We start from the raw sequence: 26,933 nt of genomic DNA on the forward strand, positions 1-26,933 counted from the left end.
GTTGAACACTGCCCACCGGGCCCAAAAACATGCGCGATTCGGACATAGGGAACCGTTGCAAGCACGCATGCCGGAATAGCGTCCGACGGCGATCACAGATGCAGAAGCATCCGGCTGTTGCCCAAGGTGTTCGGTTTCACTCGTTCGAGACCGAGGAACTCTGCTACGCCCTCGTCATAGGAACGCAGCAGCTCACTGTAGACATCGGTGTCGACCGTATCGACGGGCGTCTCGCCGATCTCCACGAAGGCGTGCTTGGCGAAGAACTCGACTTCGAAGGTGAGGCAGAAAACCCGCCGAACACCGATCCAGCGCGCGGTCTGAAGAAGCTTCTCGAGCAGCAGATGTCCGACGCCGGACCCCTTGACCTGCGGATCCACCGCGAGCGTACGGACTTCCGCGAGGTCTTCCCACATGACGTGCAGTGCGCCGCAGCCGACGACCGCGGCGTTGTCGTCGCGTTCCGCGACCCAGAACTCCTGGATGTCCTCGTAAAGCGTCACGGTGGCTTTGTCGAGCAGGATCCCCTGTCGGCTGTACGCGTCGAGCAGGCGGCGCACCTCCGGCACATCGGCCGTCCGTGCCCTGCGTACGGTGACTGCTTTACGGACCGATTCGACGGTTGACCCGACTTCGGGGAGCTCTGCTGGCATGTCCGGACGCTATCGCCCGGCCCCGTCGCCCGCTTCCTCGGGGGCCGAGGGGACTTCCGCGGGAAGTTCGGGCGACACGATCCGCATGGCATCCCTGAGGGCCTCGCGCTGCTCCGGCGACATCATCCCGAAGAACGCGACGAGCGCGGCGGCGGGGTTGTCGCTCTGCGCCCAGGCCTCGTTCATCAGCGCGGCCGAGTACGCGGCCCGCGTGGAGACCGCCTCATATCGATAGGCCCGGCCTTCCGCTTCGCGGCGTACCCAGCCCTTCTGATGGAGATTGTCCAATACGGTCATGACGGTCGTGTAGGCGATGGACCGTTCCTGTTGGAGGTCCTCCAGGACTTCCCTCACGGTGACCGGGCGGTTCCACTTCCACACCCGTGTCATCACTGCGTCTTCGAGTTCTCCCAAGGGGCGCGGCACGAGAAGCACAATAGTGGGAGAAGTCGGTAATTCAACGCGGGACGTGGCGACGTTCGCCAACCAATGACAAAAGGGGCGCCCGATGGGCGCCCCTCACTGCGGTTTCCGTGCCGGCCGCGACCGCGCTCAGGCGGTCGCGTCCTGCTGCGCGCCGCCGCCCTGCCGGGCGGCCTCGGCGCGCGCGATGGCGGCGTCGACGGCCGCGTCCTCCTTGGCCTTCTTGTCGCCGCTCTGCGACTTCACGATGGTCACGATCAGACCGACGAAGAACGCGGCCATCACGACCGGGGGCACGAGCGCGGAGACGTAGTCCATGCCCCCAGAGTAGCTACCCCACGGCCAGTCGCTGCGTCGGGGCGGGCGGTTGCGCGGGGCGGCGCTTGGGCGGGAAGACCTCGGCCGGGGTGGGGACCGGGCGCTGCGGCGCCTCGGGGGCCGGCCTCGCGGGCTTGTCGCCGTCCGCCGCCGAGAGTCCGCCGGGCAGGGCGAGCAGGTGGGTGCGGGAGGCCGGAACGCGGGGGCGGTACCGGGCGTCGAACTTGTCGCGTACGCCCTGTTCCGCCAGGTCGCGGCAGCGGGCGAGCAGGGCCACCGCGGCCGGGTTCGCCGGCAGCGCGCGCAGCGCCGCGAGGTCCTCTGCGCCGGGCCTGTGGCCCGCCGCCAGGGCCTCCTTGAGGAGGCTCAGATAGCCGGGAGCGGAGCCGGGCAGGGCGGTCCGGTAGCGGTCGAGGTCGGCGCGGAGGAAGGCCCGCATGCGCAGACCTTCCCGGGCCGTTTCGTCGACCGACTCCGCGAGTCGCAGACAGGCCCGGACGTCCTCGTCCGAGGTGGGGCTGGGGTGGAGGGCGAGGGCGAGGGCGCGTCGGAGCACACGCAGCTCTTCTGCACCGAACGCCATGCCGCCACGATTTCCGTAGGGCGTGGGCATGAAAGGACGGTACGGCCTATTACGGACAAATCTGCTTAACCGGCAATTCCCGGGCGCGCCCCGATTGCTCCGGAGGTTCTTCCGGGCTCCCGGGGCGCCCGCGCCTCGGATCCGGGCTCAGAGCCGCGAAACGTTCCGCTCGTACACGAGACGCAGCCCGATCAGCGTCAGCCACGGCTCGTGCTCGTCGATCACGGTGGACTCGCCGAGCACCATCGGCGCGAGGCCGCCCGTCGCGATGACGGTCACGTCGTCCGGGTCGTCCGCGAGCTCCTTGGCCATCCGGTTCACGACCCCGTCGACCTGGCCCGCGAAGCCGTACACGATGCCCGCCTGCATCGCCTCGACGGTGTTCTTGCCGATGACGCTGCGCGGCCTGGCCAGCTCGATCTTGCGCAGCTGGGCGCCGCGCATGCCGAGCGCCTCCACGGAGATCTCGATACCGGGCGCGATCACACCGCCCGCGTACTCCCCGCGCGCGGAGACCGCGTCGAAGGTCGTGGCCGTGCCGAAGTCCACGACGATCGCGGGGCCGCCGAACATCTCGACGGCCGCGACCGCGTTGATGATCCGGTCGGCGCCGACCTCCTTGGGGTTGTCCATGAGGATCGGCACGCCGGTCTTGATGCCGGGTTCGACGAGGACGGCGGGTACGTCGCCGTAGTAGCGGCGGGTGACCTCGCGCAGCTCGTGCAGGACCGAGGGGACGGTCGAGCAGATGGCGATGCCGTCGATGCCGTCGCCGAGTTCGTCGCCGAGCAGCGGGTGCATGCCCATCAGGCCCTTGAGCAGGACGGCGAGTTCGTCGGCGGTTCTGCGCGCGTCCGTGGAGATGCGCCAGTGCTCGATGATCTCCTCGCCGTCGAACAGGCCGAGGACGGTGTGGGTGTTGCCCACGTCGATGGTGAGCAGCATCAGGCGTCCGCCTCGCGCAGGTCGAGGCCGATGTCGAGGATCGGCGAGGAGTGGGTGAGGGCCCCTACGGCGAGGTAGTCGACGCCCGTCTTCGCGTACGTGGCCGCGTTCTCCAGCGTGAGCCGGCCCGAGGACTCCAGGAGGGCGCGGCCGTCGGTGATCGCCACGGCCTCCTCCGTCTCGCCCGGCGTGAAGTTGTCCAGGAGGATCAGGTCGGCGCCCGCGTCGAGGACCTCGCGCAGCTGGTGCAGGGTGTCGACCTCGACCTCGATCGGCAGACCGGGGAAGCGGTCCCGTACGGCCTGGAACGCCTGGGCGACGCCGCCGGCCGCGACCACGTGGTTGTCCTTGACCAGGGCCGCGTCCGACAGGGACATGCGGTGGTTGACGCCGCCGCCCATGCGGACCGCGTACTTCTCCAGGGAGCGCAGGCCGGGCGTCGTCTTGCGGGTGTCGCGGACCTTCGCCTTCGTGCCGTCCAGGACGTCCGCCCACGCGCGCGTGGCCGTCGCGATGCCGGACAGGCGGCACATGATGTTGAGCGCGGTGCGCTCGGCGGTGAGCAGGTCCCGGGTGCGGGTGGTGACGGAGAGCAGCTTCTGCCCTGCCTCGACGCGGTCGCCGTCCTCCGCGTGCCGCTCGACCTCGAACTCGTCCGTGGCCACGACGGAGATGACCGCCTCGGCGACCCGCAGGCCCGCCACGACGCCCGCCTCGCGGGCCGTGAAGTCGGCGGTGGCGACGGCCTCTTCGGGGATCGTGGCGACGGTCGTGACGTCCACGCCGCCGTCCAGGTCCTCGGTGATGGCCATGTGGGCGATGTCCTCGATCTCGACCGGGTGCAGGCCCGCGTCGAGCAGCAGCTGGGCCAGCGACGGGTCGAGGCCGCACTCCATGACGTCGTCGGAATCTCCCTGCGCGCAGCCGCAGTTGTCGCCGCAGCCTTCGCTGCCTGCGTCCGCCAGGGGGAGGTCGGGGGTGGCGCTCACGTCGGTCACTGCTCCTGAGGGTTCTTGGCCGTTGCCGGGAAGTCTGCTGTGGGTGTGGTGCGGGTGGCCAGGGTCCGGTCCGGATTCAGGCGTACGACGATGTGGCGGCGCCACGTGGCATCGTCGCGGTCCGGGTGGTCCTCGCGCCAGTGGCAGCCGCGGGTCTCCTCGCGGCGGCGCGCGGCGGCGACCAGGACGCGGGCCACGCACAGGAGGTTGGTGGCCTCCCAGGTGTCGACGCCGGGCTCCGAGGTCTTGCCGTGCTCCGTGAGGGAGTTGACCGCCTCGGCGTGGATCCGGCCGAGCCGGGCGGCGGCCTCCGCGAGGGAGTCGGCGGAGCGCAGGACGCCCGCTCCCGCCGTCATCACGCGCTGGATGGCGAACCGTGCCTCCGGGGGAAGCAGCGGGTGCGCCGGCGTCGACGGGTGCTCCACGGGGGCGGGCACGCGCGCGTGGAGGCCGTTCTCGGCGTGCTGCCGCTCGATGTCGTCCGCGATGCGCTCCGCGTAGACGAGGCCCTCCAGAAGGGAGTTGGAGGCCAGCCGGTTCGCCCCGTGGACGCCCGTGCAGGCGGCCTCCCCGCACGCGTAGAGGCCCGGCACGGTGGTGCGGCCGGAGAGGTCCGTGCGGACGCCTCCGGAGGCGTAGTGCGCGGCGGGAGCGACGGGGATGGGCTCGGTCACCGGGTCGATGCCGTGGGCGCGGCAGGCCGCGAGGATCGTGGGGAACCGGTTCTCCCACATGTCGGCGCCGAAGTGCCGCGCGTCCAGGTACATGTGCTCGGTGCCGAGCTCCTGCATGCGGCGCGTGATGCCCTTGGCGACGATGTCGCGGGGCGCCAGCTCGGCGAGCTCGTGCTGGCCCACCATGAAGCGCACGCCGTCCGCGTCCACCAGGTACGCGCCCTCGCCGCGCACGGCTTCGGAGACGAGTGGCTGCTGGCCCTCGGCGTCCGCGCCGAGGAACAGCACGGTCGGGTGGAACTGGACGAATTCCAGGTCGCTGACCTCGGCGCCCGCGCGCAGGGCGAGCGCGACGCCGTCGCCCGTGGACACGTGCGGGTTCGTGGTCGCCGAGAAGACCTGGCCCATGCCGCCGGTCGCGAGGACGACGGCGGGCGCCACGACGGCGCCCACGCCGTCGTGCTGGCCCTCGCCCATGACGTGCAGGGTGACACCGGCCGCGCGGCCCTCGGCGTCCGTCAGTAGATCGAGGACCAGGGCGTTCTCGACGGTTTCCACACCACGCGCACGTACCGCCTCGACCAGGGCGCGGGAGATCTCGGCGCCGGTCGCGTCGCCGCCCGCGTGCGCGATGCGGCGGCGGTGGTGGCCGCCCTCGCGGGTCAGCTCCAGGTCGCCCTCGGCGGACTCGTCGAAGTGCGCGCCGGTCCCGATCAGGCGGCGGACGGCGTCGGGGCCCTCGGTCACGAGGGTGCGCACGGCCGCCTCGTCGCACAGTCCCACGCCGGCGACCAGGGTGTCGCCCAGGTGCTGCTCGGGGGTGTCGCCCTCGCCGAGGGCCGCCGCGACGCCGCCCTGCGCCCAGCGCGTGGAGCCGTCGTCGAGGCGGGCCTTGGTGACGACGACGGTGCGCAGGCCCGCGGCCTGGCAGCGCAGCGCCGCGGTGAGGCCCGCGACGCCGGAGCCGACGATCACGACGTCGGCCTCGACGTTCCAGCCGGGGGCGGGGGCGTGGAGCCGTATGCCGGTGCTGCTCATTCGTGGCCTCCGAAGGTCAGCGGCAGGTTGTCGATGAGGCGGGTGTTGCCCACGCGCGCGGCGACCGCGAGCACGGCCTCGCCCTCGAAGCCGTCGGTCACGTCGGTGAAGTCGCGCGGGTCGACGAGGGCCACGTAGTCGAGCTCGACCGGCGGCTGGAGGCGCTTCGCCTCGTCGAGGATCTGGCGGGCCGCCGCGAGGACCGCCGAGGGGCGGCCCGGGGAGGCCGTCGCGACGGCGTGCGCGTCGGCGGCTGCCCGGGCCTCGCCTATCTTGCCGAGCGCCTTCGCCCGCGCGCGTGGGGTCGGGCTCTCGGCGGCACGCGCGCGCAGGGCCTCCTGCGCCGCGTGCCGGTCGCGGCCCGTGAACAGGGCGTCGGAGAGGGCCAGAGCGGTGCGGCGCTCGGCCGGGGACAAGTAGCGGTTGCGGGAGGAGAGCGCGAGCCCGTCCTCCTCGCGGACCGTGGGCACGGCGACGATCTCCACGTCGAAGTTCAGATCGCGCACCATGCGGCGCACCAGGGCCAGTTGCTGCGCGTCCTTCTGGCCGAAGAGGGCCACGTCCGCGCGTGTGAGGTGCAGCAGCTTGGCGACGACGGTGAGCATGCCGTCGAAGTGGCCGGGGCGCGAGGCGCCTTCGAGCCGCTCGCCCATGGGGCCCGCCGTGATGCGGATCTCGGGCTGCCCGCCCGGGTAGACCTCGTCGACACAGGGCGCGAACACGGCGTCCGCGCCCGCCTGTTCGGCGATCCTCAGATCCGCTTCCAGGGTGCGCGGATAACGGTCGAGGTCCTCGCCCGCGCCGAACTGGAGCGGGTTCACGAAGACGGTGACGACCACTTCGCCGTCCGCCCCTGCGCGGGCCCTGGCCGAGCGGATCAGCGTCGCGTGGCCCTCGTGCAGGGCGCCCATCGTCATGACGACGACGCGCGGGCCGGTACGCGTGCGTGCCCGCATGTCCGCGCCCTTGTGGAGGAGCCGCGTGCGCGACGGCTTCACGGGGTTCGCCGCCATGGCGTCCGTGGGGCTCATCGGGTCTCCTCCGCACCGGTCGCGAGGACGCCCAGGAGGTCCTCGGCGAGCTCCGGCTTCAGCAGTCCGTGCGCGAGCGCGCGGTCGGCGGTCGCGCGGGCCATCGCGAGATAGCCGGCGACGGTCTGCGGGGCGTGCTTGCGCAGCTCCGTGATGTGGGCGGCGACGGTGCCGGCGTCGCCGCGCGCCACCGGGCCCGTGAGGGCCGCGTCGCCCGACCTGAGCGCGTTGTCGAGGGCCGCGCCGAGCAGCGGGCCGAGCATCCGGTCGGGGGCGCCGACGCCCGCCTCGCGGAGCAGTTCCATGGACTCCGCGATCAGCGTGACCAGGTGGTTGGCGCCGAGCGCGAGGGCCGCGTGGTACAGCGCGCGGTTCTCCTCGGCGATCCACTCGGGTTCGCCGCCCATCTCGATGACCAGGGCCTCCGCGGCAAGGCGCAGCTCCTCGGGCGCGGTGACGCCGAAGGAGCAGCCTGCCAGGCGCTGGACGTCGACGGGCGTGCCGGTGAACGTCATCGCGGGGTGCAGCGCGAGCGGCAGCCCGCCCGCGCGCAGCGCCGGTTCGAGGACCTTCGTGCCGTACCGTCCCGACGTGTGCACGAGCAGCTGTCCGGGCCGGACGGCGGCGGTCTCGGCGAAGCCCTCGACGAGGACCGGCAGGACGTCGTCGGGGACGGTGAGGAGCACCAGATCGGCCTGCGCGAGGACCTCGGCGGGCGGCACCAGGGGCACGTCGGGCAGCAGCGTCGCGGCCCGGCGCACGGAGGCGTCGGAGACTCCGGAGACGGCCACGGGGCGGTGCCCGGCCAGCTGAAGGGACGCGGCGAGCGCGGGCCCGACGCGGCCCGCGCCGACGACGCCCACGGTGAGGCGGGCGGGGCGGTCCTTGGGGGCTGTGGGCTCGTAGGGGTCGGATCGCGGGTTCGGAGGGGGTGTTGTCACGAGGCGATGGCCTTCCGTTCCAGTCCGCTCGGGGTACCGGACGATTTCTCGTCATTTTAACGCTATCTGTCGGCGCAGGCCCCGACAGTCCACAGGCTGTGGGCAAGCGCACGCGGGTGCGCCATGATCGACGGATGGACCGAACCGCCGAGAACACTGCCACCTCCGAGACGACGCGGGCCGACCGGCTGATCGCGGCGTTGCGGGGCGCCGAGCGCACACTGGCCCGCAGGCCGAACGAGGCCACCCTGGGCGAGCGGTGGCAGAGCCTGTCCGGGGCCGCGGCGGCGGTGGCCGACCTGTCGGGCGACGTCGACGTCTACGGGGGCGGCATCGTGGCCGACCTGGAGACGAAGGTCGCCGCGCTGCTCGGCAAGGAGGCGGCCGCGTTCTTCCCCACCGGCACCATGGCCCAGCAGGTCGCACTGCGCTGCTGGGCGGGCCGCACCGGCAATGCCACGGTGGCCCTGCACCCGCTGGCGCACCCCGAGGTCCATGAGCGGGAGGCGCTGACCACGGTGACGGGGCTGCGCACCGTGCACCCCACGAAGGCGGCGCGGCAGATCGGCGCCGACGACGTGCACGACCTGGACGAACCGTTCGGGACGCTGATGCTCGAACTGCCGCTCAGGGACGCCGGTTTCGTGCTGCCCACATGGCAGGAGCTGGAGGAGGTCTGCGAGGCGGCACACGCGCGGGACGCCGTGATCCACTTCGACGGGGCCCGTCTGTGGGAGACCACGACGCATTTCGGGCGCCCGCTGGACGAGATCGCGGAGCTCGCGGACAGCGTCTACGTGTCGTTCTACAAGTCGCTCGGCGGCCTCAGCGGCGCGGTGCTGGCGGGCCCGGAGTCGTTCGTCGGGGAGGCGAGGGCCTGGCGGCACCGCTACGGCGGCCAGGTCTTCCAGCAGTTCCCGCAGGCGATCTCGGCCCTTGCGGGCCTGGAGCGGGAGCTGCCGAAGCTTCCCGAGTACGTGGCGCACGCGCGCGTGGTCGCGCAGGCACTGGTGGAGGGCTTCGCCAAGGCGGGTGTCGCCGGGGCGCGGGTGTTCCCCGAGGTGCCGCACACGCACCAGTTCAAGGTCTGGCTGCCCTACGACGCCGACGCGCTCACGGAGGCGGGGATCGCGCAGGCGGAGGAGACGCGGACGGCGCTGTTCGCGCGCTGGGCGGACGAGGGCGCGGTGCCGGGGTTCGCGGCGACCGAGGTCACGGTCGCGGCGGCGGGTCTTGAGTGGGGCCCTGACGACGTCCGCGCGGCCGTCGCGGACTTCGTGGGGCGGATCTCCTCGTAGGCCCCTCATGGGCCATGGGGCTCAGCAACCGGCGGGGTGACCGCGACGCCCCGAGACGCGGCGTCCGAAGAAGTGACGCCCGGACAGCCGGCGGGTCAGGGCCGCCCGGATCCGGCCGCGGGCCGGACGGCCGGCCACGACCGCCTTGAACCGGCGGTAGTCGCGCAGCTCCCGGAAGGCGTCCACCTCGTGCCGGCCGGGCGCCGGCGGGGCCGCTTCGCCGCGCTGGGCGGCGCGGTAGAGATCGATGGCGTACTGCTGGGTGACGCTCATGTCGAACACCTCGCTGTTCATGTCGATTGTCGCGCTACACCCCGAAATGAGCCTGTTTGCTGCCGTTCGGGGCCGATGGGTACGAGATTGCGCCCGGCGGTGCCGTGCGGTCACGTCGATTGACGGGAGCCGTCAATCGACGACCCGGCTGTCAGTGGCGGCGTGCACCATGGGGTCATGAGCGTGAGCATCGACATCACGGGCCTGCCGCCCGAGCGGATCCATGTCGTTCCCTCACCCCTGGCCGAGCTGGGCATGGCACTGCACGCACTGTCGGAGCCCGCCCATCACCCGGGGCTGCAGGGGTGGACGACGAGCGTGACCGCGTGCCTGGATCCGTGCCTCGCGGACCGGATGTGTGAGGCGGACTTCCTGTGGCGGACGACGTTCTCGGACGTCTTCACGCCGTCCGCCGGGATACCGGGGCGGCGCACGCTGCCCGGTGCCACGCTCGCCGAGGAGCTGGACCTGCTCGACAAGCTCTCCGACGAGCAGTTCGTGGACGCGGCCCTGGAGTTCACGTGCCAGTCGCAGTACGCGGAGCGGGTGGTGAACCGGCTCGACGACCCGGGCACCCGCGAGCGCGCGCTCGAACTCGCGGCCGCGCGCGGAGCGCCTCAAGTCCGGTTCACCCAGCGCCTGCTCGAGGACCCGCCCGCCGTCCGGGCGTGGTTCCGCGAGCTGCTGCAGGACTGCGACGAGGCGTTCTTCTCGGACGTATGGGCGCGCGTGCGGCACCAGTTGGCGGCCGACGCGCGGCACAAGACGGAGATGCTGCGCCACAAGGGGCTCAAAGAGGCCCTCGCGGCGACGTCCTCGGCGGTCTCGCTCGACGAGGCGGGCCCCGCCGTCGTCGTCGACAAGATCTCCGTGGGGCGCACGGAGACGGGCAGCGGCAATCTGATCCTGACGCCGACCAGCCTGGGGTGGCCGCATCTGTGGGTGCTGCACCGCAAGGGCTGGCAGCCGATGATCACCTACCCGATCGCCTCCCCCGGGCTCACGACGCCGCCCTCCGTCGAGCAGTTGACGCGGCGCATGGCGGCGCTCGCCCACCCGGCGCGCATGCGGCTGTGCCGGCACCTGGCCCGCGGGCCGTACACGACAAGCGAGTTGGCGGACGCGCACGGGATCTCGGCGCCGGAGATATCCCGGCACCTTTCGGTGCTGAAGAAGGCCGGGCTGATCACGACGCGGCGACGCGGCCGCTATGTGCAGCACCAGTTGGACCTGAGCGTGGTCTCGCGCCTCGGCGGGGACTTCATCGAGGGGGTGCTGCGCTGATCGCCCGGCGGCGGGCTCAGGCCCCGGCGCCGCCCGCGCGGACGAGCCCCGTCTCGTAGGCGAGGACGACGACCTGGACCCGGTCGCGCAGATCGAGCTTGGTCAGGATGCGGCCCACATGGGTCTTCACCGTGGCCTCGGACAGCACCAGACGCGCGGCGATCTCGCCGTTCGAGTGCCCCTGGGCGACCAGGACCATGACCTCGCGCTCGCGCTCGGTGAGCCGCTCAAGATGCTTGTGCTGCGGCTGGTCGGGGCTGCTCGGCAGCATCGGGGCGAACCGGTCGAGCAGCCGCCGGGTCGTGGACGGGGCGACCACCGCGTCGCCGCTGTGCACGGCGCGGATCGCGGTGAGCAGCTCGCCCGGCGGCACGTCCTTGAGCATGAAGCCGGAGGCCCCCGCCCGCAGCCCCGAGAAGGCGTACTCGTCGAGGTCGAAGGTGGTCAGGATGAGGACCTTGGGCGAGTCGGGGTCGGCGCAGATCCGCCGCGTCGTCTCGACCCCGTCGAGCTTCGGCATGCGGACGTCCATGAGGACGACGTCCACGGAGGTCGAGCGCAGCACGTCCAGCGCCTCGACGCCGTCGCCCGCCTCGGCGACGACCTCCATGTCCGGCTGCGCGGCGAGCACCATCCGGAAGCCGGTGCGCAGCAGCACCTGGTCGTCGACGAGCATGACCTTGATCGACATCGGGCGGTCCTCACGTGGTGGCGATGGTCGGTGGCTTGTACGTGTCAATGGGCGGGCTTGAGAGGCAGCAGGACGCTGATGCGGAAGCCACCGCCGGCCCGCGGCCCCGCGTCCAGCGTGCCGCCGACCATACCGACGCGCTCGCGCATCCCGATGAGGCCGTGGCCGCGGCCGTCCGCGCCCCCGTCCTCGTACAGCTCGTGCGGGGCGCCCTTGCCGTCGTCCTCGACGAGCAGGCCGAGGCCGTCGTCGAAGTAGACGAGCCGGACGCTGGCGCCCGCGTTGGGGCCGCCGTGCTTACGGGTGTTGGTGAGGGCTTCCTGGACGATGCGGTACGCGGTCAGCTCGACGCCGCTGGGCAGCGGGCGCGGGGTGCCCTCCACCTCGAAGTCGACCGGGAGCCCCGACGTGCGCACCTGCTCGACGAGTTCCTCTATCTGCTCGACGTCGGGCTGCGGAACGTACTCGCCGGCCTCCTCGTGCTCCCCGGTGCGCAGCACACCGAGCAGCCTGCGCATCTCGGCGAGCGCCTGCCGGCCGGTGCCCGAGATGGTCTCCAGGGCCTTCTTGGCCTGGTCGGGCGCCTGGTCGAGGACGTACGCGGCACCGTCGGCCTGCACCACCATCACCGACACGTTGTGCGCGACGACATCGTGCAACTCGCGCGCGATGCGCGCCCGTTCAGCCGCCACCGCGACCTTCGACTGCGCCTCGCGCTCCTTCTCCAGCCGATTGGCGCGTTCCTCAAGCTGGTCCAGGTACGCGCGTCTGGTGCGCAGCGAGTCGCCGAGCACCCAGGCGAGGGCGAACGGCACCATCTGGAAGACGGTGACGAGGACCTGGCCCGTGGTGCTGATGTCGCCGACGGTGGGCCAGCGCAGCTGGGAGAGCGGCGCCGCGAGCAGCCCGCCGACGAGGCCGAAGCGGGACGCCCAGCGCGGTCCGCTCACCGCGCAGGTGTAGATGATGACCAGCATCGCGAAGTCCGACGGGTTGACCCGCGCGTCGAACACCAGCTGGCCGAGGCCCGTGGCCACCGCGAGCAGCAGCATCTTGTCCGGCCAGCGACGGCGCAGCGCGACCACCACGGACATCAGGACGGCACAGACCAGCAGCGCCGCCTCGTTCCCATGTCCCGCGCTGCCCGCGCCGTTCGCCCCCACCACGGACATGCCGAAAAGAATCACGGCCCAGAAGCCGTCGACCCACGTCGGGTGTCTGCGGATGAAGTCGTAGACGCGCTGCACGTAACCCAGAGTAGGTAAGCGTGCAGCGTGCAGGGGTCAACCGGAGGGTCGATCCGGACCCGGCGCGCGTACTCCTGAAGGTGGAGGACCCCCACGGCGCACGCGCCCGGCGCACATAGCCTTCAGGTGTGAAGAACGGACAACAGACGGCACCGCGCGGCTGGCGCGCGGCCACCGAAGAGGCGTTGTACGGACCGGTCGGCTTCTACCGGAGACCCGAGGGGCCCGCCGGGCATTTCCGCACGTCGGTGCATGCGTCGCCGCTTTTCGCCGGGGCCGTGGCCGAGCTGTTGTGCCGGGTGGACGCGGCGCTCGGCGAGCCCGCCGAATTGGCGTTCGTCGACATGGCGGCGGGGCGCGGCGAGCTGATTTCGCGCGTCCTGGAGGTGCTGCCGGAAAAAGTGGCACCACGCGTGCGTGCCTACGCGGTGGAGAAGGCGGAACCGCCCGCCGGACTCGACCACCGGATCGAGTGGCGGGCCGAGCCGCCCACCGGTGTCACCGGACTCCTCTTCGCGAACGAGTGGCTCGACAACGTGCCCCTGGAGGTCGTCGAGGCGGACGCGGACGGCACGGCACGGCTGGTCCTCGTACGCGAGGACGGCACGGAGACCCTCGACACGGAGCCCCTGGACGGAGCCTCGGTGGACTGGCTGTGCCGGTGGTGGCCGCTGCCGCCCGAGCCGGGCCTGCGCGCCGAGGTCGGACTCCCCCGCGACACCGCCTGGGCGGCTGCTGTACGCACCCTGGAGCGCGGCCTGGCGGTGGCGGTGGACTACGCGCACACCCGCGCCTCCCGGCCGCCCTTCGGCACGCTCACGGGCTTTCGCGAGGGCCGCGAGACGGCCCCCGTGCCGGACGGCTCCTGCGACATCACGGCGCACGTGGCACTGGACGCGTGCGCGACCGCTCCGGACGCCCGGCTCCTCACGCAGCGCGCCGCCCTGCGGGCCCTCGGCATCACCGGGGACCGCCCGCCGCTCGCCCTCGCCTCGCGGGACCCGGCGGCGTACGTCATGGCGCTCACGGGCGCCGGAGAGGCGGCGGAGCTGACCGCCCGCGGCGGGCTCGGCGACTTCGGCTGGCTGGTCGAGCCGGTGGGCCTCCAGGCGGACGGCCTACTTGTCGATGTCCCCGACCACGAAGAACAGTGACCCGAGGATCGCCACCATGTCGGCGACGAGCGTCCCCGGCAGCAGCTCGGTCAGCGCCTGGATGTTGTTGTACGAGGCGGAGCGCAGCTTGAGCCGGTACGGCGTCTTCTCGCCCTTGGAGACGAGGTAGTAGCCGTTGATGCCGAGCGGGTTCTCCGTCCACGCGTACGTGTGGCCCTCGGGCGCCTTGAGGACCTTCGGGAGGCGCTGGTTGACCGGGCCCTGCGGAAGCTCGGCGAGCCGGTCGAGGCAGGCGTCGGCGAGGTCGAGCGCGTTGTGCGCCTGCTCCAGGAGGCACTCGAACCGGGCCAGGCAGTCGCCTTCTTGTCGCGCGACGACCTTCAGGGTGTCCTGCAGCTCTCCGTAGGCGAGGTACGGCTCGTCGCGCCGGAGGTCGAAGTCGACGCCGGAGGCGCGGGCGATCGGGCCGCTGACTCCGTAGGCGTGCGCGGCCTCGGCGGACAGCACGCCCACCCCGCGCGTGCGGCCCCGGAAGATCTCGTTGCCGAGCACCAGATTGTCGTAGACGTCCATGCGGGAGCGCACGCTCGCGACCGCCGCCCGCGCGCGGGTGGTCCAGCCGAGCGGCAGGTCCTCCTTGAGGCCGCCGACGCGATTGAACATGTAGTGCATGCGCCCGCCGGAGACCTCCTCCATGACGTTCTGGAGCTCCTCGCGCTCACGGAAGGCGTGGAAAACGGGCGTGATTCCGCCCAGTTCGAGCGGGTACGAACCAAGGAACATCAGATGGTTGAGCACCCGGTTCAGCTCGGCGAGCAGCGTGCGCAGCCACACGGCGCGCTCCGGGACCTCCATGCCCAGCATCCGCTCGACGGCGAGCACGACACCCAGTTCGTTCGAGAACGCGGACAGCCAGTCGTGGCGGTTGGCGAGCATCACGATCTGCCGGTAGTCGCGTGCTTCGAAGAGCTTCTCCGCACCGCGGTGCATATAGCCGATGACCGGCTCCGCGTGCTCGATGCGCTCGCCGTCGAGCACGAGACGCAGGCGCAGCACACCATGGGTGGAAGGGTGCTGCGGACCGATGTTGAGCACCATGTCGGTGCTCTCCGCGGCACCACCGATGCCGACCGTGGCCTGAGTCGTGGGCGTCATGGACACAGTCTCTCGTACGTAGGGTGAACCCATGGAGACAGGGGCGACAGGGCCGACAGAGGCGACAGCGCCGACACGCACGACAGGGCCGGACTGGACGGGGCTGCCCGCCGGACTGCTGACACTGCGCCGCCTGCTGCTCGTCGTGTGGCTGGTGCCGCTGACGGTGGCGCTCGCGGTGCTGCTCGGCATGTTCGCGGGCCCCGGCTGGGCGGCGTTCGCCGTGCTGCCCCTCGCGGCCCTGGCCTGGGGTTGGGTGATGCTCGGCCGCAACTGGCGCTCGTGGCGGTACGCGGAACGGGCCGACGACCTGCTGATCACCCGCGGCGTCCTGTGGCACGAGGAGACGATCGTGCCGTACGGGCGGATGCAGCTCGTCGAGGTGACATCCGGCCCGCTGGAGCGGAAGTTCGGCCTGGCCAGCCTGCAACTGCACACCGCCGCCGCGGCCAGCGACGCGACGATCCCCGGCCTCGCGCCCGCGGAGGCCGAGCGGCTGCGCGACCGCCTCACCGAACTCGGCGAGGCCCGATCGGCGGGCCTGTGACGGCCTCCCGCGCCCCCGAAGGCGCCCCGACCCAGGAGCCCGCCGAGGACGCGCGAGAACGGCGCCTGCACCCCGTCACGCCGCTGCGCCGCGCGTGGGCACCGATCGCGATCCTGCTGGGCTGGGCAGTCCACGACATGGACCAGGCACAGCGCCAGCTGGCCAACCTCAGCACCGCCGTGCTGCTGATCGGCATCGGAGTGCTGGTTCCGGCGGCCGCCCTGTACGGATTCCTCACCTGGTGGTTCACGCACTTCGCGGTGACCGACACCGAACTGCGCATCCGTACGGGCCTGTTGTTCCGCCGCACCGCCCACATCCGGCTCGACCGCCTCCAGGCGGTGGACGTCACACAGCCGCTCCTCGCCCGCTTCGTGGGCGTGGCCAAGCTGAAGCTCGACGTGGTGGGAGCCGACAAGAAGGACGAGCTCGCCTTCCTGGGAGAGCGCGAAGCCACCGCCCTGCGGGCCGAACTCCTCGCCCGGGCCGCCGGTTTCGCGCCGGAGTCGGCGCACCAGGTGGGCGAGGCGCCGGCGCGGCCGATCCTGCACACGCCCCCGCGGATGCTCGCGGTGGCGCTGCTCCTGACGGGCGCCCCCTGGGCGATGCTGCTCGCCGCGGTCGCCGTCCCGGTGCTCCTGTGGTTCGCCACCCACAACCTGTGGACAGTGATCGCGGTCGCGGTGCCGCTGGTCGGCGGCGCCTTCACCAACAGCGCGGGCCGGTTCATCAAGGAGTACGACTGGACGGTCGGCGAGTCCCAGGACGGGCTGCGCATCGACCACGGGCTGCTCGACCGGGTGCACGAGACGGTGCCGCCGGGGCGGGTGCAGACCGTACGGATCGTCGAGCCGCTGTTGTGGCGGCGCCGCGGCTGGGTCCGCGTGGAGCTGCACGTCGCCGGGTCCTCGAACACCGCGCTCGTCCCCGTGGCGCCGCGCGAGCACGCCGAGGACGTCGTCGCGCGGATCCTGCCGGGGGTCTCGGTGCCGAAGCCGGCCGACTTCGCGGGGTCGCCGCGGCGCGGGCGCTGGTGCGTGCCGGTGTGGTGGCGCGGCTACGGGGTGGCGGTCACGGAAACGGTGTTCGCCGCGCGCCACGGTCTGCTGCAACGCCGTCTCTCGCTCGTCCCGCACGCCAAGGTGCAGAGCGTGCGCCTCACCCAGGGGCCCTGGGAGCGGTACTGGCGCGTCGCCGACCTGCACCTCGACACGGGCGCCAACAAGACGGTGACGGCCCGCCTGAGGGACGTGGACGAGGCCTCCGACCTCCTGCGGGCCCAGGCGGACCGGTCCCGCACGGGGCGGCGTGACGCGCGGCCCGACCGGTGGATGGCGGGGACGTAGACCCGGGAATGGGTGAGGGGCGGACCGGCTTCCCGCCGGCCCGCCCCTCACCTGCCCGTTTCACGCCTGAAGTGCCGACCTCAGCTCGCCCATGTCGATCTGCTCCGTCTCGTCGTGCGCGGTCAGGTCGATGACCTGCTGCTCGCGCTCGGTGTCCTCGGAGGATTCGTCCGAGGCCTCGGGAGCCTCGGTGTCCGTCTCCGCCTTGGGCTCGGCGTCGTCGGGCTCGGCCTCGGGCTCGGCATCCGCCGCCACCTCGGCCTGCGACTCGGCCACCGGCTGGTCCACCTGGTCCACCTCGGCCGCGACCTCCGCCGCCAGCTCCTCGCCCACGACGTCCGCCAGGTCCTCCTCGCCCTGCGGGGCGCGCCCCGAGCCGAAGAAGTCGAAGCCGCCCTGGGGCACCTTCCGCGCGGGCGCCGCCGGTACGACCATCGCGGCGGTCGGCACGGTGAAGTGGCCGGCCGCCGCCTCGGACTTCCCCTGGGAATCGGCCTCCTCCGCGCCGGGCGCCGCCGGTTCGGGCCGCGCGAGACGCTGGAGCGCGACATTGGCCCGCCGGTACATCTCCTGGGTCGGCCGACCCGGCACGGCCGGGGGCACGGGCGGCAGCGCCCGCGCCGGGGCCGCGGCCTCTATCGCCAGGCGGCGACGGCCTTCGAGCGCGCTGGCCCGCTCCGTCTCCGCGTTCGCGTACCGGCGCAGCAGCGCCGCGTGTTCGCCGCGCAGCCCCGCGAGCTCGGCACGCTTCGCCCGCAGCTTGCCCTCCAGGCGGGTGCGCAGCTCGCGCCCCTCGTCGAGGTCGCCCTCCAGCTCCGCCACGGCCTCCTCGTGCCGCCACCGCTCGCTCGCGGCGCCGCGCGTCAGCTCGGCGACCCGCTTGCCGGCGAGCCGGTCCCAGCGGCGCATCACCACGGCGCCGACGACCGCCGCGGCGGCGGCCGCGGCCGCGACGCCCCGCAGGACGAACGGATCGTCGGACAGCCAGGCGGCCCCCGCGCAGACGAGAGGCACACCGGCGATCACCGTCGGAGGCAGGAGGCGGTGCAGGGGCGGAGAATGGCGGTGGCGTCCACGTGGCATGGCCAGAAACTTACCGCGCGTAGGCAAATCGCGAAGCCCCGCCCGGCAATATTCGGACACACCTGTCACAGAAACCACCTAACCCCCGTACAGGGAAGGCCACTTACCGCGGCAGATAGCACTCACCCCTCTTCCGGACGACACGCACCGATCAAGATCATTTAGCGATGAGGTCCTTGGACTCCAGATACTCCTTCGCGACATCGGCTTCCTTCTGCCGCTCGGCGTCGACCTTCCGGTTGAGCTCGACGAGATCGTCGGTCGTGAGCGTCTTCGTCAGCTTCCCGAGGACATCGGCAATCTCCTTGTCACCCGCATCCTTGGCGTTCACAACCGGAACGATGTTGTCCGCGTTCTGCAGCTTCTTGTCGTCCTTCAGAAGGACAAGCCCAAAATTCTCCAGCGTCGCGTCGGTCGTGGTCGTCAGGACCAGTTGATCCGTGCCGTTCTTCACCGCCTGCTTCGACTGCGTCGTGCCGACGCCCTTCGGGTCGATTCCCGTGACATCGATCCCGTACGACTTCTTGAGTCCGGGCGCGCAGAACGGCCGGGTCTCGCATTCGTCGCCGGCCGCGATCTTCACCTTCTGGCCCGACTCGCCAAGATCCGAAAGGGTCTTCAACTTGTGCTTCGCGGCGAAGTTCTTGCTCACCGCGAACGCGTTCTGATCAACGGCCTCTCCCGCGTCCAGAACCTTCAGCCCCTGCGGCTCGGCCAGCTCGCGCAGTGCGGACACCGTGGCGTCCACATCGCTCGACGCGACCGGCTTCGCCTTCGACCCGTTCTTCTTCAGGTTGAGGAATTCGGCGAGCGTCGCCGCGTATTCGGGCACCACGTCGATGGCGCCCTTGGCGAGCTGCGGCTCGTAGATCTCGCGGTTCTCCACCGTCTTGACCGACGCGTCGTACCCGGCGTCGTCCAATATCTGCCGGTAGAGCTCACCGAGCACCTTGGCCTCGGTGAAACGCGCGGCACCGATGACGATCTTGCCCTTCCCGCCACCACCCGACCCGCCCGCATCGTCCTTGCCCTCGAGGCTGTCGCCACCGCACGCGGTGAGCCCCGCGGTCAGCGCACCCACGGTCACGGCCGCCAGGGCCATCCGACGCGTTCTGCTGTTCATCGCTCTCCTCGTCGCACTGCCGGTACCGAAAAAACAAACCCAAGCCCTTGAGACCGCCGGGTCACGCCCGCCTCCGCATGGGGTCGAAGACCCGCCCCAACGCGACGAACAGGCCCTCCGCGGCCAGCGCGAGCGCGGCCACGAGCACCGCCCCCGCGACCACCTGCGGGGTGTCCTGGAGGTTGAACCCCGCCGTGATGATCCGCCCGAGCCCGCCCTCCCCGGCCATCGCCGCCAGCGTCGCCGTCGCGATCACCTGCACCGTCGCGGACCGCAGCCCCGTCATCACCAGCGGGTACGCCAACGGCAGTTCGACCCGGGCGAAGACCTGCCCGCCGCTCATGCCCATGCCGCGCGCCGCCTCCACCACCGACCGGTCGACCTCCCGCATTCCCACGTACGCGTTGGTGAGCAGCGGCGGCACCGCGAACAGCACCAGCGCGATCAGCGTCGGCACGTCGCCGTGCCGGCCGAGCGGGGTGAGCGTCAGGAGCACGAGGACGGCCAGCGTCGGCACCGCGCGCCCCACGTTCGAGATGTTGATGGCGAGCGCGCCGCCCTTGCCCTTGTGCCCGAGCCACAGGGCCAGCGGCAGCGCGATCAGGCAGGAGACGACGAGCGCGACACCGCAGAAGTACAGGTGCTCCGCGAGGCGGTGCCACACCCCCTTCTCCCCTTGCCAGTTGGCGCCCGTGGCCAGCCAGTCGTAGGCCCCCGACATCGCGTTCATGCTGCCGCCTTCTCAGGCTTCTCCGACTCGACACGCGCCACGTCGGCGCGGCCTCGCAGCCCCCGCATTCGGGGTCCGCCCCGCGCGGGCGTCCCGATCCGCGTCCACGGCGTCAGCCACCGCTGCACGCCGAGCAGCAGCAGGTCCGCCAGGACCGCGAGCAGCACGCACAGCACGGACGCGGTGAGTACCTGTGCCTTGAAGTCGCTCTGCAGACCGCCGACGATCAGCGTGCCGAGCCCGCCGTAGTCCACGATCGAGCCGACCGTCGTCAGCGCCACCGTGGAGACCGTCGCGATGCGCACACCGGCGAGCATCGCCGGGAGCGCCAGCGGGAGTTCGACCTCCCACAGCAGTCGCAGCGGCCCGTACCCCATCCCGCGCGCGGCCTCCCGCGCCTCCTGCGGGACCGCCCGCAGCCCCGCCAAGATGTTCCGCACGAGGATCGTCAGGGAGTACAGCACGAGCCCCGTGACCACCAGCGAGACCGAGAGCCCGAACAGGGGCAGCAGCAGCGAGAACATCGCGAGCGAGGGGATCGAGTAGAGCACCGTGGTCACACCGAGCACGGGCCCCGCGAAGACCCGGGCACGCCGGGCGAGCAGCGCGAGCGGCAGCGAGATCAGCACGCCGATCAGCACCGACGCCACCGTGATCCCGAGGTGTTGGACGGTCGCGTCGACCAACTCCTGGCCGCGAGTGCGCACATAATCCCCGCACACCCAGTCATTGGCCACCAGGCAGTTCCGCTCGCTCACGCCGGCCACCTCCCCCGATTCCCCGAACGTATGTCAGCCGCACGCACAGCCGCACGCACCTTTCCCGACTGCCGACGACCCTAGCCCGGCCCACTGACAATGACCGAGGCCCGGGCGCCGGACGCAACACGGCCTTCACATGACTGCCGCGTCCGGGCATCCCCAACCGGGCCGCAGCCCGGCAGAATGGGGTCCCATGATCCGGTTCGAGCACGTCAGCAAGCGGTACGCGGACGGCACCACCGCCGTCGACGATCTGTCCTTCGAGGTGAACGAGGGCGAACTGGTCACGCTCGTCGGCCCGTCGGGCTGCGGCAAGACCACGACCATGAAGATGGTGAACCGGCTCATCGAACCCACCGCGGGCCGGATCCTCCTCGACGGCGACGACATATCCGGGGTCGACCCGGTCCAACTGCGCCGCCGCATCGGCTATGTGATCCAGCAGGTCGGCCTCTTCCCGCACAAGTCGGTCCTCGACAACACCGCGACCGTTCCGCACCTGTTGGGCGTCAAGCGCGCCGAGGCCCGGGAGCGGGCCGCCGAGCTGCTCGACCTTGTGGGCCTCGACCCGAAGGTGTTCGGCGGGCGCTACCCCGAGCAGCTCTCCGGCGGCCAGCGCCAACGCGTGGGCGTGGCCCGCGCCTTGGCCGCCGACCCGCCCGTCCTGCTGATGGACGAACCGTTCGGCGCGGTCGACCCCGTGGTGCGCGAGCACCTGCAGACCGAGTTCCTGCGCCTGCAACAGACGCTCGGCAAGACCGTCCTGTTCGTCACGCACGACATGGAGGAGGCCGTCCGCCTCGGCGACCGTATCGCCGTCTACGGAGAAGGGCGCATCGAGCAGTACGACACCCCGTCGGCGGTCCTCGGCACCCCCGCCACCGACTACGTGGCCGACTTCGTGGGCGCCGACCGCGGCCTCAAGCGCCTCTCGGTGACGCCCATCGAGGAGGGCGACCTGGAGCAGCCGCCCGTCGTCCACCTCGACGACCCGCTGCCCAAGGAGCTCGACGCCCGCTGGGCCGTCGTCCTGGACCACGACAACAACCTGCACGGCTGGATCTCCGCCGAGCACGCGCGCGTGGGCACCGGCTCCGTGCGTGAGCACGCCCGCCGCATGGAGGCCTGGCTGCCCGTCGGCGCCCCGCTCAAGCAGGCCTTCGCGACGATGCTCCAGCACGACGCGGGCTGGATCGCCGTCATCGACGAGCACAGCGCGGGCCGCTTCCTCGGCGTGCTCACCCCGGCTCGGCTGCACGAGGCCCTGCGCCGCTCCACGGCCGCGGACGCGCGCGACATCACGCGCGCGGAGGTCGACCTGGAGACCGTGGAGCAGCTCCTTCCCTAGCAGACGGTGGAGCGGCCGCACCCTGGCGAAGGCTCCCCGTTCACACTCCCGAGGGGTTCGCCCTTCACGAGTGAACCGGCGCCGCTCCGCTTCCGTCCTACAGGTCGTACGTCACGGATGCGGCATTCGCACCGTGTTCACATGCCTCGTGGGGCGGGCGGCAGGAGGAGGCGCAGGGATGCGGCGGATCGCGGGCGGCTGCCTCCTGGCCGGTGGCGCGGACATCGTGGCCGGTGTCCTGCCCCTGCTCGCACGCGACCGCGCGGGCGCCGTCACGGAGGCGCAGCCGGGCCCGCTCGGCCCGTACGCCGCGGCCCTCGCGCTCGGCAGCGGCGTCCTGCTCGTCCTGGTCGCGCGCATGCTGCGGCGCCACAAGCGGCGGGCCTGGTGGGCGGCGGTCGTGCTGCTGCCGCTCGGCGCCGCCGGCCAGCTCGCGTACCGCGAATCGCTCGTGGGAGTCCTCGGCGCGGCGCTCTCCCTGGTGCCGCTTTGGCCCCTGCTGCGCGACCGGAAGCGGTTCGACGCGCCGCCCGACCCGCGCGGCCGCTGGCGGGCCCTGGCCAACTTCGTGCTCCTGGGCGCCGGTTCGCTGCTCATCGGCCTCGCCGTCGTCAGCGCGCACCCGGGGCGGCTCGTCGGCGCCCCGAGCCTCGTGGACCGCCTGGAGCACGTCCTGTGCGGACTGCTCGGCGCAGAAGGCCCCCTCGTCTACGCGGGCAGCACGGCGCACGCCGTCGCCCTCTCGCTCGGCGCCCTCGGCCTCGTCACCGCGTTCACCACGCTCTACCTCGCGGTCCGCCCCGAGGGCCCGGCCGCCCGCGACAAGGGGATCGTGTTCTCGCCCAGCGGCAAGGCGGCGGTCCGCTACCGGGTCGTGTCGGGCGTGATGCTGGCCAAGGGCGACCCCATGGGCGACGTGGAGGCATGGCCGGGCGCCATGGAGCGCTTCATGGACGAGGCGCGGACCCACTCCTGGACGCCGGCCGTCGCCGACTGCTCCGAGACCGGGTGCGCGGTCTGGACCCGCGAGACCGGCCTCACGGCGCGGCCCCGCCACCAGAGCGGCGGCGCCTTCCCGGGCCGCCGAAGCCGCGAGATCCCGGCCGCCGCGAAGGGCCTAGGCTTGAGGCCATGAGCACGTCGCAGGTCCGCCGGGGCCACGTAGCCAACCTCCCCGTTTGGGACCGCTGCGCGGTCATGGGCGTCGTCAACGTGACGCCGGATTCGTTCTCGGACGGCGGCCGCTGGTTCGACACGACCGCCGCGATCAAGCACGGCCTCGACCTGGTCGCCCAGGGCGCCGACCTCGTGGACGTCGGCGGCGAGTCCACCCGTCCGGGCGCCACCCGCGTCGACGAGGACGAGGAGCTGCGGCGCGTCATCCCCGTCGTACGCGGGCTCGCCTCCGAAGGCGTGACCGTCTCGGTCGACACCATGCGGGCCTGCGTCGCCGAGCAGTCCCTCGCCGCGGGCGCCTCCCTGGTCAACGACGTGAGCGGCGGGCTCTCCGACCCCCAGATGGTCCCGGTCGTCGCCGCCGCGGGCGCGCCTTTCGTCGTGATGCACTGGCGCGGCCTCCTGGAGGGCACCAACGTGCCCGGCACCTACGAGGACGTCGTCGCCGAAGTCGTGGACGAGCTGCACGCGCGCGTGGCGGCCGCCATCGAGGGCGGCATCGCCCCCGACCGGATCGTCCTCGACCCCGGCCTCGGCTTCTCCAAGAACGCCGAGCACGACCTCTCCCTGCTCGCCCACCTCGACCGGCTGCACGCGCTCGGCCACCCGGTCCTCGTCGCGGCCTCCCGCAAGCGGTTCCTCGGCCACGTCCTGGCCGGCGAGCAGGGCGCCCCGCCGCCCGCCCGCGAGCGCGACGCCGCCACCGCCGCGGTCTCCGCGCTCGCCGCGCAGGCGGGCGCCTGGGCGGTGCGCGTGCACGAGGTACGGGCCACCGCCGACGCCGTCCGCGTCGCCCGCGCGGTCGAAGGAGCCCAGTGACCGGCGCCGACGCCGAGGCCGTGGAGACGGCCAACCGCTCGTACTACGAAGCCATGGAACGCGGCGACTTCGAGGAACTCACGTCGCTGTGGCTCGCCCCCGAGGACGTCGCGTACGCCGAGGACGCCGACCCGGACGAGGCCGAGGACACCTCCATCAGCTGCGTGCACCCCGGCTGGCCGGTGCTCACCGGCCGCGGCGAGGTGCTCCGCAGTTACGCGCTGATCATGGCGAACACCGAGTACATCCAGTTCTTCCTGACCGACGTGCACATCAGCGTCGTCGCCGACACGGCCCTCGTGACCTGCACGGAGAACATCCTCAGCGGCGGTCCCGCCCCCGAGGGCGGCGAGGAACTCGGACCGCTCGTCGGCCAGCGCGTCGTCGCCACCAACGTGTTCCGGCGCACGCGCGACAGCTGGAAGATCTGGTCCCACCACGCCTCTCCCGTGCTCGCCGAATCGGATGACGAGTCCGACGAGATGGGAGCCGCGGACGACGGCGACTCACCCGCCTGAGTGGGTAAGCACCCCCAAAGAACCCGAAATCCCGATGCGGGGTTGGCGTCTCGACCGCCTGGGTATGGGCGGCTACCAGCCCAGGGCGCACCCTGGGGTGGGCGTGCCGGGTGGGATCAGTCATAGCCCCCGCGGGCCGGTGCTGTCAGTGCCCGCAGGTAGATTCGATCGAGGCCGGGACATCGACCGCACATCGATGGCACCGGCCATCACCAACGACTGCAGGAGTGATTCGCGTGGATCGTGTCGCGCTGCGCGGCCTCAAGGCCCGTGGGCACCATGGCGTCTTCCCCAAGGAACGCGAGGAAGGCCAGACCTTCATCGTGGACCTGGTGCTCGGCCTGGACACGCGAGCGGCCGCGGCCGACGACGACCTGGCGAAGACCGTGCACTACGGCATCGTGGCGGAGGAGGTCGTGGCCGTCGTCGCGGGCGACCCCGTGGATCTCATCGAGACACTCGCCGAGCGCATCGCCCAGACATGCCTGAAGCACGAAGGAGTTCACGAGGTCGAGGTCTGCGTCCACAAGCCGGACGCACCGATCGCCGTGCCCTTCGACGACGTGACCGTCACCATCACCCGGAGCCGAGTATGAACAAAACTCCGTTCGACCCGACCGTCCAGCCGGTGCCGACCTCCGTGGTGGAACAGGTCGACGCGGCCGACACCACGCTCTCCAACCCCAAGCGGGCCGTGATCTCCCTCGGCGCGAACCTGGGCAACCGCCTGGAGACGCTCCAGGGCGCCGTCGATGCCCTGGAGGACACCCCCGGGGTCCGCGTCAAGGCCGTCTCGCCCGTCTACGAGACGGAGCCCTGGGGCGTCGCCCCGGACAGCCAGCCCTCGTACTTCAACGCCGTCGTCGTCCTGAAGACGACGCTGCCGCCCTCCTCGCTCCTGGAGCGCGCGCAGGCGGTCGAGGAGGCCTTCCACCGGGTCCGGGACGAGCGCTGGGGCGCCCGCACCCTCGACGTGGACATCGTCGCGTACGCCGACGTGGTCTCGGACGACCCGCAGCTCACGCTCCCGCACCCGCGGGCCCACGAGCGCGCCTTCGTGCTCGTCCCCTGGCACGACGTGGAGCCGGAGGCCCAGCTTCCCGGGCACGGCACGGTCGAGCAGCTGCTCGACGCCGTGACCCGCGAGGGCGTCGCGGCACGCGCCGACCTGGAACTCCGCCTCCCCGAGTAGTCGTTAGGGTCTACCGGGCACGGTAAACGGCCCCGGACACCAGGCGACGAGAGCACCAGGGCCATGACGACGAGGGGCGACCAACCGGGATGAAGCAACTGCGCATCAGGACGCTGGTCGGCCTCTTCGTCGTCGCCGGAGTGCTGTCCTGGGCGGGCGCCCGCCTGTGGGACTCGCTCGGCACGCTGCCGAAGGTCCCGCTGGCCGCGCCCATCGTGCTCGCCGTGATCGCCGTCGTGCTGCTCGCGACGGCCCTGTCCATCCGCTCCCGGCTGCGCGCCCAGCGGGAGCGCCGCCCCGAGGCCAAGGGCGTCGACCCCATGATGGCGGCGCGCGCCCTGGTCTTCGGCCAGGCCAGCGCCCTGGTGGCGGCCCTTGTGGCCGGCATGTACGGCGGCACCGGCGTCTTCCTCCTGGAGTCCCTGGACGTCCCGGCCCGCCGCGACCAGGCGATCTACGCCGCCTTCTCGGTCCTCGCCGGCATCGCCGTCGTCGCGGCAGCCATCTTCCTGGAACGCATCTGCAAACTCCCGGAGGACGAGGACCCGGAGAGCGCTGAACCGGCCTCCTGACCCTTCCGCCATGCGTTCACCAGTCCTCCCGTACCAGGTGGCCGTTCACGAGGAAACTGGGGTGAGGGCCGAGACGACAGCTGTAGAAGGTGAACGGCTTGTCGGCCGCCTTCCGCAGTCGAACCTCGTTCACCTGAACCCACGTGGCTTCCCGCAGGATCAGTGAGTGCTGCTCGGGTCGAAACGTACCGCGGCTTGCCCAATGGTCCACGATGGGCAGCTTGGACGCGGGCTTGTTCGGGTCAGGGGTGAACTTGGCTCCGACGATCTTCGCCAGTTCCGCGAGGAAGGGAATGTTGGCGCTCACAACCACGCGAGCGGGCCTGTCCTTGTAGCGGAAACCATCCCCTTCCACGTAGCCGTCCAGGAAGCCCGCGAAGACGTCTGCGCTGTACAGCACCACGCGTGGAAAGCACTGCCGCATGTGATGGGCATCGCCATCTGCAAACTGCCGCAGAAAATCAGCCGAGTACGACGAAACCACCCGCACCCGAAACCCCGGGGCTTCTCGCTGCATGTATCCGGAGGGCCGGGTCCCGGGCTCCAGCCGTGCACCGAGTCCGGTGGCCGCCGTGAGGCTGGACGCGTACCGGGAGGCGAAGCGCTTGTCGTTGACAACCAGTGAGACGTAATTCTTGCCGATGCGTGCACCCAGCCATCCGGCGTCCCCAGCAGCAACCCAGGTGAGGCCGTGAACGTCGCGTGCTCGGTGACGACGTCAACCGCCTCTTTCGCCTTGCAGACCGACAGGCTCCTGAGTGTGGTCTGTGCGCTCCGCTCGCCGTCGAGCGTCCACAATCCGGCCCCGGCTTCCAGGTCCCGGAAAAGGACATGTCCAGGTCCGAGAAGGTATCCGGCGCCTCTGACCATCGTCCTGGCCGTTGAGGGGCGCCTCAGGATTGTCGGCATGACGGCAGCGTCCGCACGGCGGAACGGGAGCTCCACCCCGCCTCACACAGCTAGGGCTTGTCGTTTGGATCAGGCCGGATCAGGGAGCGGGGCCTGGTGCGTGCGATCGCAAGGCGGAGGAGGGAGGCGACGCGGAGCGTCG

General features: G+C 71.8%; 29 protein-coding genes and 1 pseudogene. 12 read left to right on the forward strand and 18 right to left on the reverse strand.

Annotated elements, in window-relative coordinates:
• Positions 1-92: 92 nt before the first annotated feature.
• From ACIA8D_RS36965 to ACIA8D_RS37005, 9 genes are all read right to left on the reverse strand, one after another.
• Positions 93-653, reverse strand: coding sequence for an amino-acid N-acetyltransferase (locus ACIA8D_RS36965; RefSeq protein WP_399238991.1), 561 nt, complete (start codon positions 651-653; stop codon positions 93-95).
• Positions 654-662: 9 nt separating this feature from the next.
• Positions 663-1,079, reverse strand: a complete 417-nt coding sequence (locus tag ACIA8D_RS36970; protein WP_385762866.1) for a BlaI/MecI/CopY family transcriptional regulator — start codon at positions 1,077-1,079, stop codon at positions 663-665.
• A 126-nt stretch (positions 1,080-1,205) separates the two neighbouring features.
• Positions 1,206-1,394 carry a hypothetical protein gene (locus ACIA8D_RS36975; RefSeq protein ID WP_399238993.1) on the reverse strand — a complete coding sequence of 63 codons (189 nt, stop codon included), beginning with the start codon at positions 1,392-1,394 and terminating at the stop codon, positions 1,206-1,208.
• 13 nt (positions 1,395-1,407) lie between these two features.
• A complete protein-coding gene (locus ACIA8D_RS36980; RefSeq protein ID WP_399238995.1) occupies positions 1,408-2,007 on the reverse strand; it encodes a hypothetical protein in 600 nt (199 codons plus the stop codon).
• A gap of 117 nt (positions 2,008-2,124) precedes the next feature.
• Complete coding sequence (locus ACIA8D_RS36985) at positions 2,125-2,922, reverse strand: type III pantothenate kinase (protein WP_399238997.1); 798 nt, start codon at positions 2,920-2,922, stop codon at positions 2,125-2,127.
• Entirely contained in the window at positions 2,922-3,920 is a 999-nt protein-coding gene (gene nadC, locus ACIA8D_RS36990; RefSeq protein ID WP_399238999.1) for a carboxylating nicotinate-nucleotide diphosphorylase, read from the reverse strand. Before nadC ends, ACIA8D_RS36985 begins: the two co-directional genes overlap by 1 nt.
• Positions 3,917-5,632: an L-aspartate oxidase gene (locus ACIA8D_RS36995; protein ID WP_399239001.1), complete on the reverse strand. Its 1,716-nt coding sequence runs from the start codon at positions 5,630-5,632 to the stop codon at positions 3,917-3,919. The genes nadC and ACIA8D_RS36995 overlap by 4 nt, the downstream gene beginning before the upstream one ends.
• On the reverse strand, positions 5,629-6,588 hold the full coding sequence (gene panC, locus ACIA8D_RS37000) for a pantoate--beta-alanine ligase (protein WP_399239049.1): 960 nt from the start codon (positions 6,586-6,588) through the stop codon (positions 5,629-5,631). Before panC ends, ACIA8D_RS36995 begins: the two co-directional genes overlap by 4 nt.
• 71 nt (positions 6,589-6,659) lie before the next feature.
• Positions 6,660-7,604 carry a Rossmann-like and DUF2520 domain-containing protein gene (locus ACIA8D_RS37005; protein ID WP_399239003.1) on the reverse strand — a complete coding sequence of 315 codons (945 nt, stop codon included), beginning with the start codon at positions 7,602-7,604 and terminating at the stop codon, positions 6,660-6,662.
• Positions 7,605-7,738: 134 nt separating this feature from the next.
• On the opposite strand from ACIA8D_RS37005, the gene ACIA8D_RS37010 reads away from it, so the two are divergent.
• On the forward strand, positions 7,739-8,902 hold the full coding sequence (locus ACIA8D_RS37010) for a threonine aldolase family protein (protein WP_399239005.1): 1,164 nt from the start codon (positions 7,739-7,741) through the stop codon (positions 8,900-8,902).
• A 21-nt stretch (positions 8,903-8,923) separates the two neighbouring features.
• Here ACIA8D_RS37010 and ACIA8D_RS37015 read toward each other — a convergent pair whose 3' ends face one another.
• A complete protein-coding gene (locus tag ACIA8D_RS37015; RefSeq protein WP_399239007.1) occupies positions 8,924-9,196 on the reverse strand; it encodes a hypothetical protein in 273 nt (90 codons plus the stop codon).
• Positions 9,197-9,352: 156 nt separating this feature from the next.
• Between ACIA8D_RS37015 and ACIA8D_RS37020 the strand changes: the two genes are divergently transcribed.
• Positions 9,353-10,459, forward strand: a complete 1,107-nt coding sequence (locus ACIA8D_RS37020; protein ID WP_399239009.1) for a DUF5937 family protein — start codon at positions 9,353-9,355, stop codon at positions 10,457-10,459.
• 16 nt (positions 10,460-10,475) lie between these two features.
• Here ACIA8D_RS37020 and ACIA8D_RS37025 read toward each other — a convergent pair whose 3' ends face one another.
• Positions 10,476-11,150: a response regulator gene (locus tag ACIA8D_RS37025; RefSeq protein ID WP_399239011.1), complete on the reverse strand. Its 675-nt coding sequence runs from the start codon at positions 11,148-11,150 to the stop codon at positions 10,476-10,478.
• 44 nt (positions 11,151-11,194) lie between these two features.
• Positions 11,195-12,397 (reverse strand): sensor histidine kinase, encoded by a 1,203-nt coding sequence (locus ACIA8D_RS37030; RefSeq protein ID WP_399239013.1) that lies wholly within the window; start codon positions 12,395-12,397, stop codon positions 11,195-11,197.
• A gap of 128 nt (positions 12,398-12,525) precedes the next feature.
• Between ACIA8D_RS37030 and ACIA8D_RS37035 the strand changes: the two genes are divergently transcribed.
• A complete protein-coding gene (locus ACIA8D_RS37035) occupies positions 12,526-13,551 on the forward strand; it encodes an SAM-dependent methyltransferase (RefSeq protein WP_399239015.1) in 1,026 nt (341 codons plus the stop codon).
• On the opposite strand, the gene ACIA8D_RS37040 is transcribed toward ACIA8D_RS37035, so the two are convergent.
• Positions 13,516-14,700 carry an NADH-quinone oxidoreductase subunit D gene (locus ACIA8D_RS37040; protein WP_399239017.1) on the reverse strand — a complete coding sequence of 395 codons (1,185 nt, stop codon included), beginning with the start codon at positions 14,698-14,700 and terminating at the stop codon, positions 13,516-13,518. The genes ACIA8D_RS37035 and ACIA8D_RS37040 overlap by 36 nt on opposite strands.
• On the opposite strand from ACIA8D_RS37040, the gene ACIA8D_RS37045 reads away from it, so the two are divergent.
• Positions 14,699-15,214 carry a PH domain-containing protein gene (locus tag ACIA8D_RS37045; protein ID WP_399239019.1) on the forward strand — a complete coding sequence of 172 codons (516 nt, stop codon included), beginning with the start codon at positions 14,699-14,701 and terminating at the stop codon, positions 15,212-15,214. The genes ACIA8D_RS37040 and ACIA8D_RS37045 overlap by 2 nt on opposite strands.
• On the forward strand, positions 15,211-16,560 hold the full coding sequence (locus ACIA8D_RS37050; RefSeq protein ID WP_399239021.1) for a PH domain-containing protein: 1,350 nt from the start codon (positions 15,211-15,213) through the stop codon (positions 16,558-16,560). Before ACIA8D_RS37045 ends, ACIA8D_RS37050 begins: the two co-directional genes overlap by 4 nt.
• A gap of 60 nt (positions 16,561-16,620) precedes the next feature.
• Here the strand turns inward: ACIA8D_RS37050 and ACIA8D_RS37055 are convergent, their stop codons facing one another.
• The 4 genes from ACIA8D_RS37055 to ACIA8D_RS37070 form a co-directional block, all read right to left on the reverse strand.
• A complete protein-coding gene (locus ACIA8D_RS37055) occupies positions 16,621-17,643 on the reverse strand; it encodes a hypothetical protein (RefSeq protein WP_399239023.1) in 1,023 nt (340 codons plus the stop codon).
• Positions 17,644-17,800: 157 nt separating this feature from the next.
• Complete coding sequence (locus ACIA8D_RS37060; protein WP_399239025.1) at positions 17,801-18,766, reverse strand: ABC transporter substrate-binding protein; 966 nt, start codon at positions 18,764-18,766, stop codon at positions 17,801-17,803.
• Positions 18,767-18,827: 61 nt separating this feature from the next.
• Complete coding sequence (locus ACIA8D_RS37065; protein WP_399239027.1) at positions 18,828-19,496, reverse strand: ABC transporter permease; 669 nt, start codon at positions 19,494-19,496, stop codon at positions 18,828-18,830.
• Positions 19,493-20,254 carry an ABC transporter permease gene (locus ACIA8D_RS37070; protein ID WP_399239029.1) on the reverse strand — a complete coding sequence of 254 codons (762 nt, stop codon included), beginning with the start codon at positions 20,252-20,254 and terminating at the stop codon, positions 19,493-19,495. Before ACIA8D_RS37070 ends, ACIA8D_RS37065 begins: the two co-directional genes overlap by 4 nt.
• Before the next feature lie 196 nt (positions 20,255-20,450).
• Here ACIA8D_RS37070 and ACIA8D_RS37075 point away from each other — a divergent pair, with 196 nt between their 5' ends.
• From ACIA8D_RS37075 to ACIA8D_RS37105, 7 genes and pseudogenes are all read left to right on the forward strand, one after another.
• Positions 20,451-21,605, forward strand: a complete 1,155-nt coding sequence (locus ACIA8D_RS37075) for an ABC transporter ATP-binding protein (protein WP_399239031.1) — start codon at positions 20,451-20,453, stop codon at positions 21,603-21,605.
• Between the two features lie 178 nt (positions 21,606-21,783).
• Positions 21,784-22,650: pseudogene (locus tag ACIA8D_RS37080) on the forward strand (phosphatidylglycerol lysyltransferase domain-containing protein); the annotation flags it as partial.
• Between the two features lie 86 nt (positions 22,651-22,736).
• Complete coding sequence (folP, locus tag ACIA8D_RS37085; RefSeq protein WP_399239033.1) at positions 22,737-23,600, forward strand: dihydropteroate synthase; 864 nt, start codon at positions 22,737-22,739, stop codon at positions 23,598-23,600.
• Positions 23,601-23,653: 53 nt separating this feature from the next.
• Positions 23,654-24,118 (forward strand): nuclear transport factor 2 family protein, encoded by a 465-nt coding sequence (locus tag ACIA8D_RS37090; protein ID WP_399239051.1) that lies wholly within the window; start codon positions 23,654-23,656, stop codon positions 24,116-24,118.
• A gap of 236 nt (positions 24,119-24,354) precedes the next feature.
• Positions 24,355-24,714: a dihydroneopterin aldolase gene (gene folB / locus ACIA8D_RS37095; RefSeq protein ID WP_399239035.1), complete on the forward strand. Its 360-nt coding sequence runs from the start codon at positions 24,355-24,357 to the stop codon at positions 24,712-24,714.
• Complete coding sequence (gene folK / locus ACIA8D_RS37100) at positions 24,711-25,310, forward strand: 2-amino-4-hydroxy-6-hydroxymethyldihydropteridine diphosphokinase (RefSeq protein ID WP_399239037.1); 600 nt, start codon at positions 24,711-24,713, stop codon at positions 25,308-25,310. Before folB ends, folK begins: the two co-directional genes overlap by 4 nt.
• Before the next feature lie 89 nt (positions 25,311-25,399).
• Positions 25,400-25,882 (forward strand): DUF3180 domain-containing protein, encoded by a 483-nt coding sequence (locus ACIA8D_RS37105; protein ID WP_399239039.1) that lies wholly within the window; start codon positions 25,400-25,402, stop codon positions 25,880-25,882.
• Positions 25,883-25,898: 16 nt separating this feature from the next.
• Here ACIA8D_RS37105 and ACIA8D_RS37110 read toward each other — a convergent pair whose 3' ends face one another.
• On the reverse strand, positions 25,899-26,399 hold the full coding sequence (locus ACIA8D_RS37110) for a hypothetical protein (protein ID WP_399239041.1): 501 nt from the start codon (positions 26,397-26,399) through the stop codon (positions 25,899-25,901).
• Positions 26,400-26,933 lie beyond the last annotated feature (534 nt).

The sequence above is a fragment of the Streptomyces sp. NPDC051684 genome (assembly GCF_044453445.1).
Taxonomy (GTDB): Bacteria; Actinomycetota; Actinomycetes; order Streptomycetales; family Streptomycetaceae; genus Streptomyces.

What these genes read in the sequence shown, in the direction of transcription:
- ACIA8D_RS36965 (WP_399238991.1), bottom strand. Translation starts at nt 653, where the DNA reads ATGCCAGCAGAGCTCCCCGAAGTCGGGTCAACCGTCGAATCGGTCCGT.
- ACIA8D_RS36975 (WP_399238993.1), bottom strand. Translation starts at nt 1,394, where the DNA reads ATGGACTACGTCTCCGCGCTCGTGCCCCCGGTCGTGATGGCCGCGTTC.
- ACIA8D_RS36980 (WP_399238995.1), bottom strand. Translation starts at nt 2,007, where the DNA reads ATGCCCACGCCCTACGGAAATCGTGGCGGCATGGCGTTCGGTGCAGAA.
- ACIA8D_RS36985 (WP_399238997.1), bottom strand. Translation starts at nt 2,922, where the DNA reads ATGCTGCTCACCATCGACGTGGGCAACACCCACACCGTCCTCGGCCTG.
- ACIA8D_RS36995 (WP_399239001.1), bottom strand. Translation starts at nt 5,632, where the DNA reads ATGAGCAGCACCGGCATACGGCTCCACGCCCCCGCCCCCGGCTGGAAC.
- panC (WP_399239049.1), bottom strand. Translation starts at nt 6,588, where the DNA reads ATGCGGGCACGCACGCGTACCGGCCCGCGCGTCGTCGTCATGACGATG.
- ACIA8D_RS37010 (WP_399239005.1), top strand. Translation starts at nt 7,739, where the DNA reads ATGGACCGAACCGCCGAGAACACTGCCACCTCCGAGACGACGCGGGCC.
- ACIA8D_RS37015 (WP_399239007.1), bottom strand. Translation starts at nt 9,196, where the DNA reads ATGAACAGCGAGGTGTTCGACATGAGCGTCACCCAGCAGTACGCCATC.
- ACIA8D_RS37020 (WP_399239009.1), top strand. Translation starts at nt 9,353, where the DNA reads ATGAGCGTGAGCATCGACATCACGGGCCTGCCGCCCGAGCGGATCCAT.
- ACIA8D_RS37025 (WP_399239011.1), bottom strand. Translation starts at nt 11,150, where the DNA reads ATGTCGATCAAGGTCATGCTCGTCGACGACCAGGTGCTGCTGCGCACC.
- ACIA8D_RS37045 (WP_399239019.1), top strand. Translation starts at nt 14,699, where the DNA reads ATGGAGACAGGGGCGACAGGGCCGACAGAGGCGACAGCGCCGACACGC.
- ACIA8D_RS37040 (WP_399239017.1), bottom strand. Translation starts at nt 14,700, where the DNA reads ATGGGTTCACCCTACGTACGAGAGACTGTGTCCATGACGCCCACGACT.
- ACIA8D_RS37055 (WP_399239023.1), bottom strand. Translation starts at nt 17,643, where the DNA reads ATGCCACGTGGACGCCACCGCCATTCTCCGCCCCTGCACCGCCTCCTG.
- ACIA8D_RS37060 (WP_399239025.1), bottom strand. Translation starts at nt 18,766, where the DNA reads ATGAACAGCAGAACGCGTCGGATGGCCCTGGCGGCCGTGACCGTGGGT.
- ACIA8D_RS37065 (WP_399239027.1), bottom strand. Translation starts at nt 19,496, where the DNA reads ATGAACGCGATGTCGGGGGCCTACGACTGGCTGGCCACGGGCGCCAAC.
- ACIA8D_RS37075 (WP_399239031.1), top strand. Translation starts at nt 20,451, where the DNA reads ATGATCCGGTTCGAGCACGTCAGCAAGCGGTACGCGGACGGCACCACC.
- folP (WP_399239033.1), top strand. Translation starts at nt 22,737, where the DNA reads ATGAGCACGTCGCAGGTCCGCCGGGGCCACGTAGCCAACCTCCCCGTT.
- ACIA8D_RS37090 (WP_399239051.1), top strand. Translation starts at nt 23,654, where the DNA reads ATGGAACGCGGCGACTTCGAGGAACTCACGTCGCTGTGGCTCGCCCCC.
- folK (WP_399239037.1), top strand. Translation starts at nt 24,711, where the DNA reads ATGAACAAAACTCCGTTCGACCCGACCGTCCAGCCGGTGCCGACCTCC.
- ACIA8D_RS37105 (WP_399239039.1), top strand. Translation starts at nt 25,400, where the DNA reads ATGAAGCAACTGCGCATCAGGACGCTGGTCGGCCTCTTCGTCGTCGCC.
- ACIA8D_RS37110 (WP_399239041.1), bottom strand. Translation starts at nt 26,399, where the DNA reads ATGCAGCGAGAAGCCCCGGGGTTTCGGGTGCGGGTGGTTTCGTCGTAC.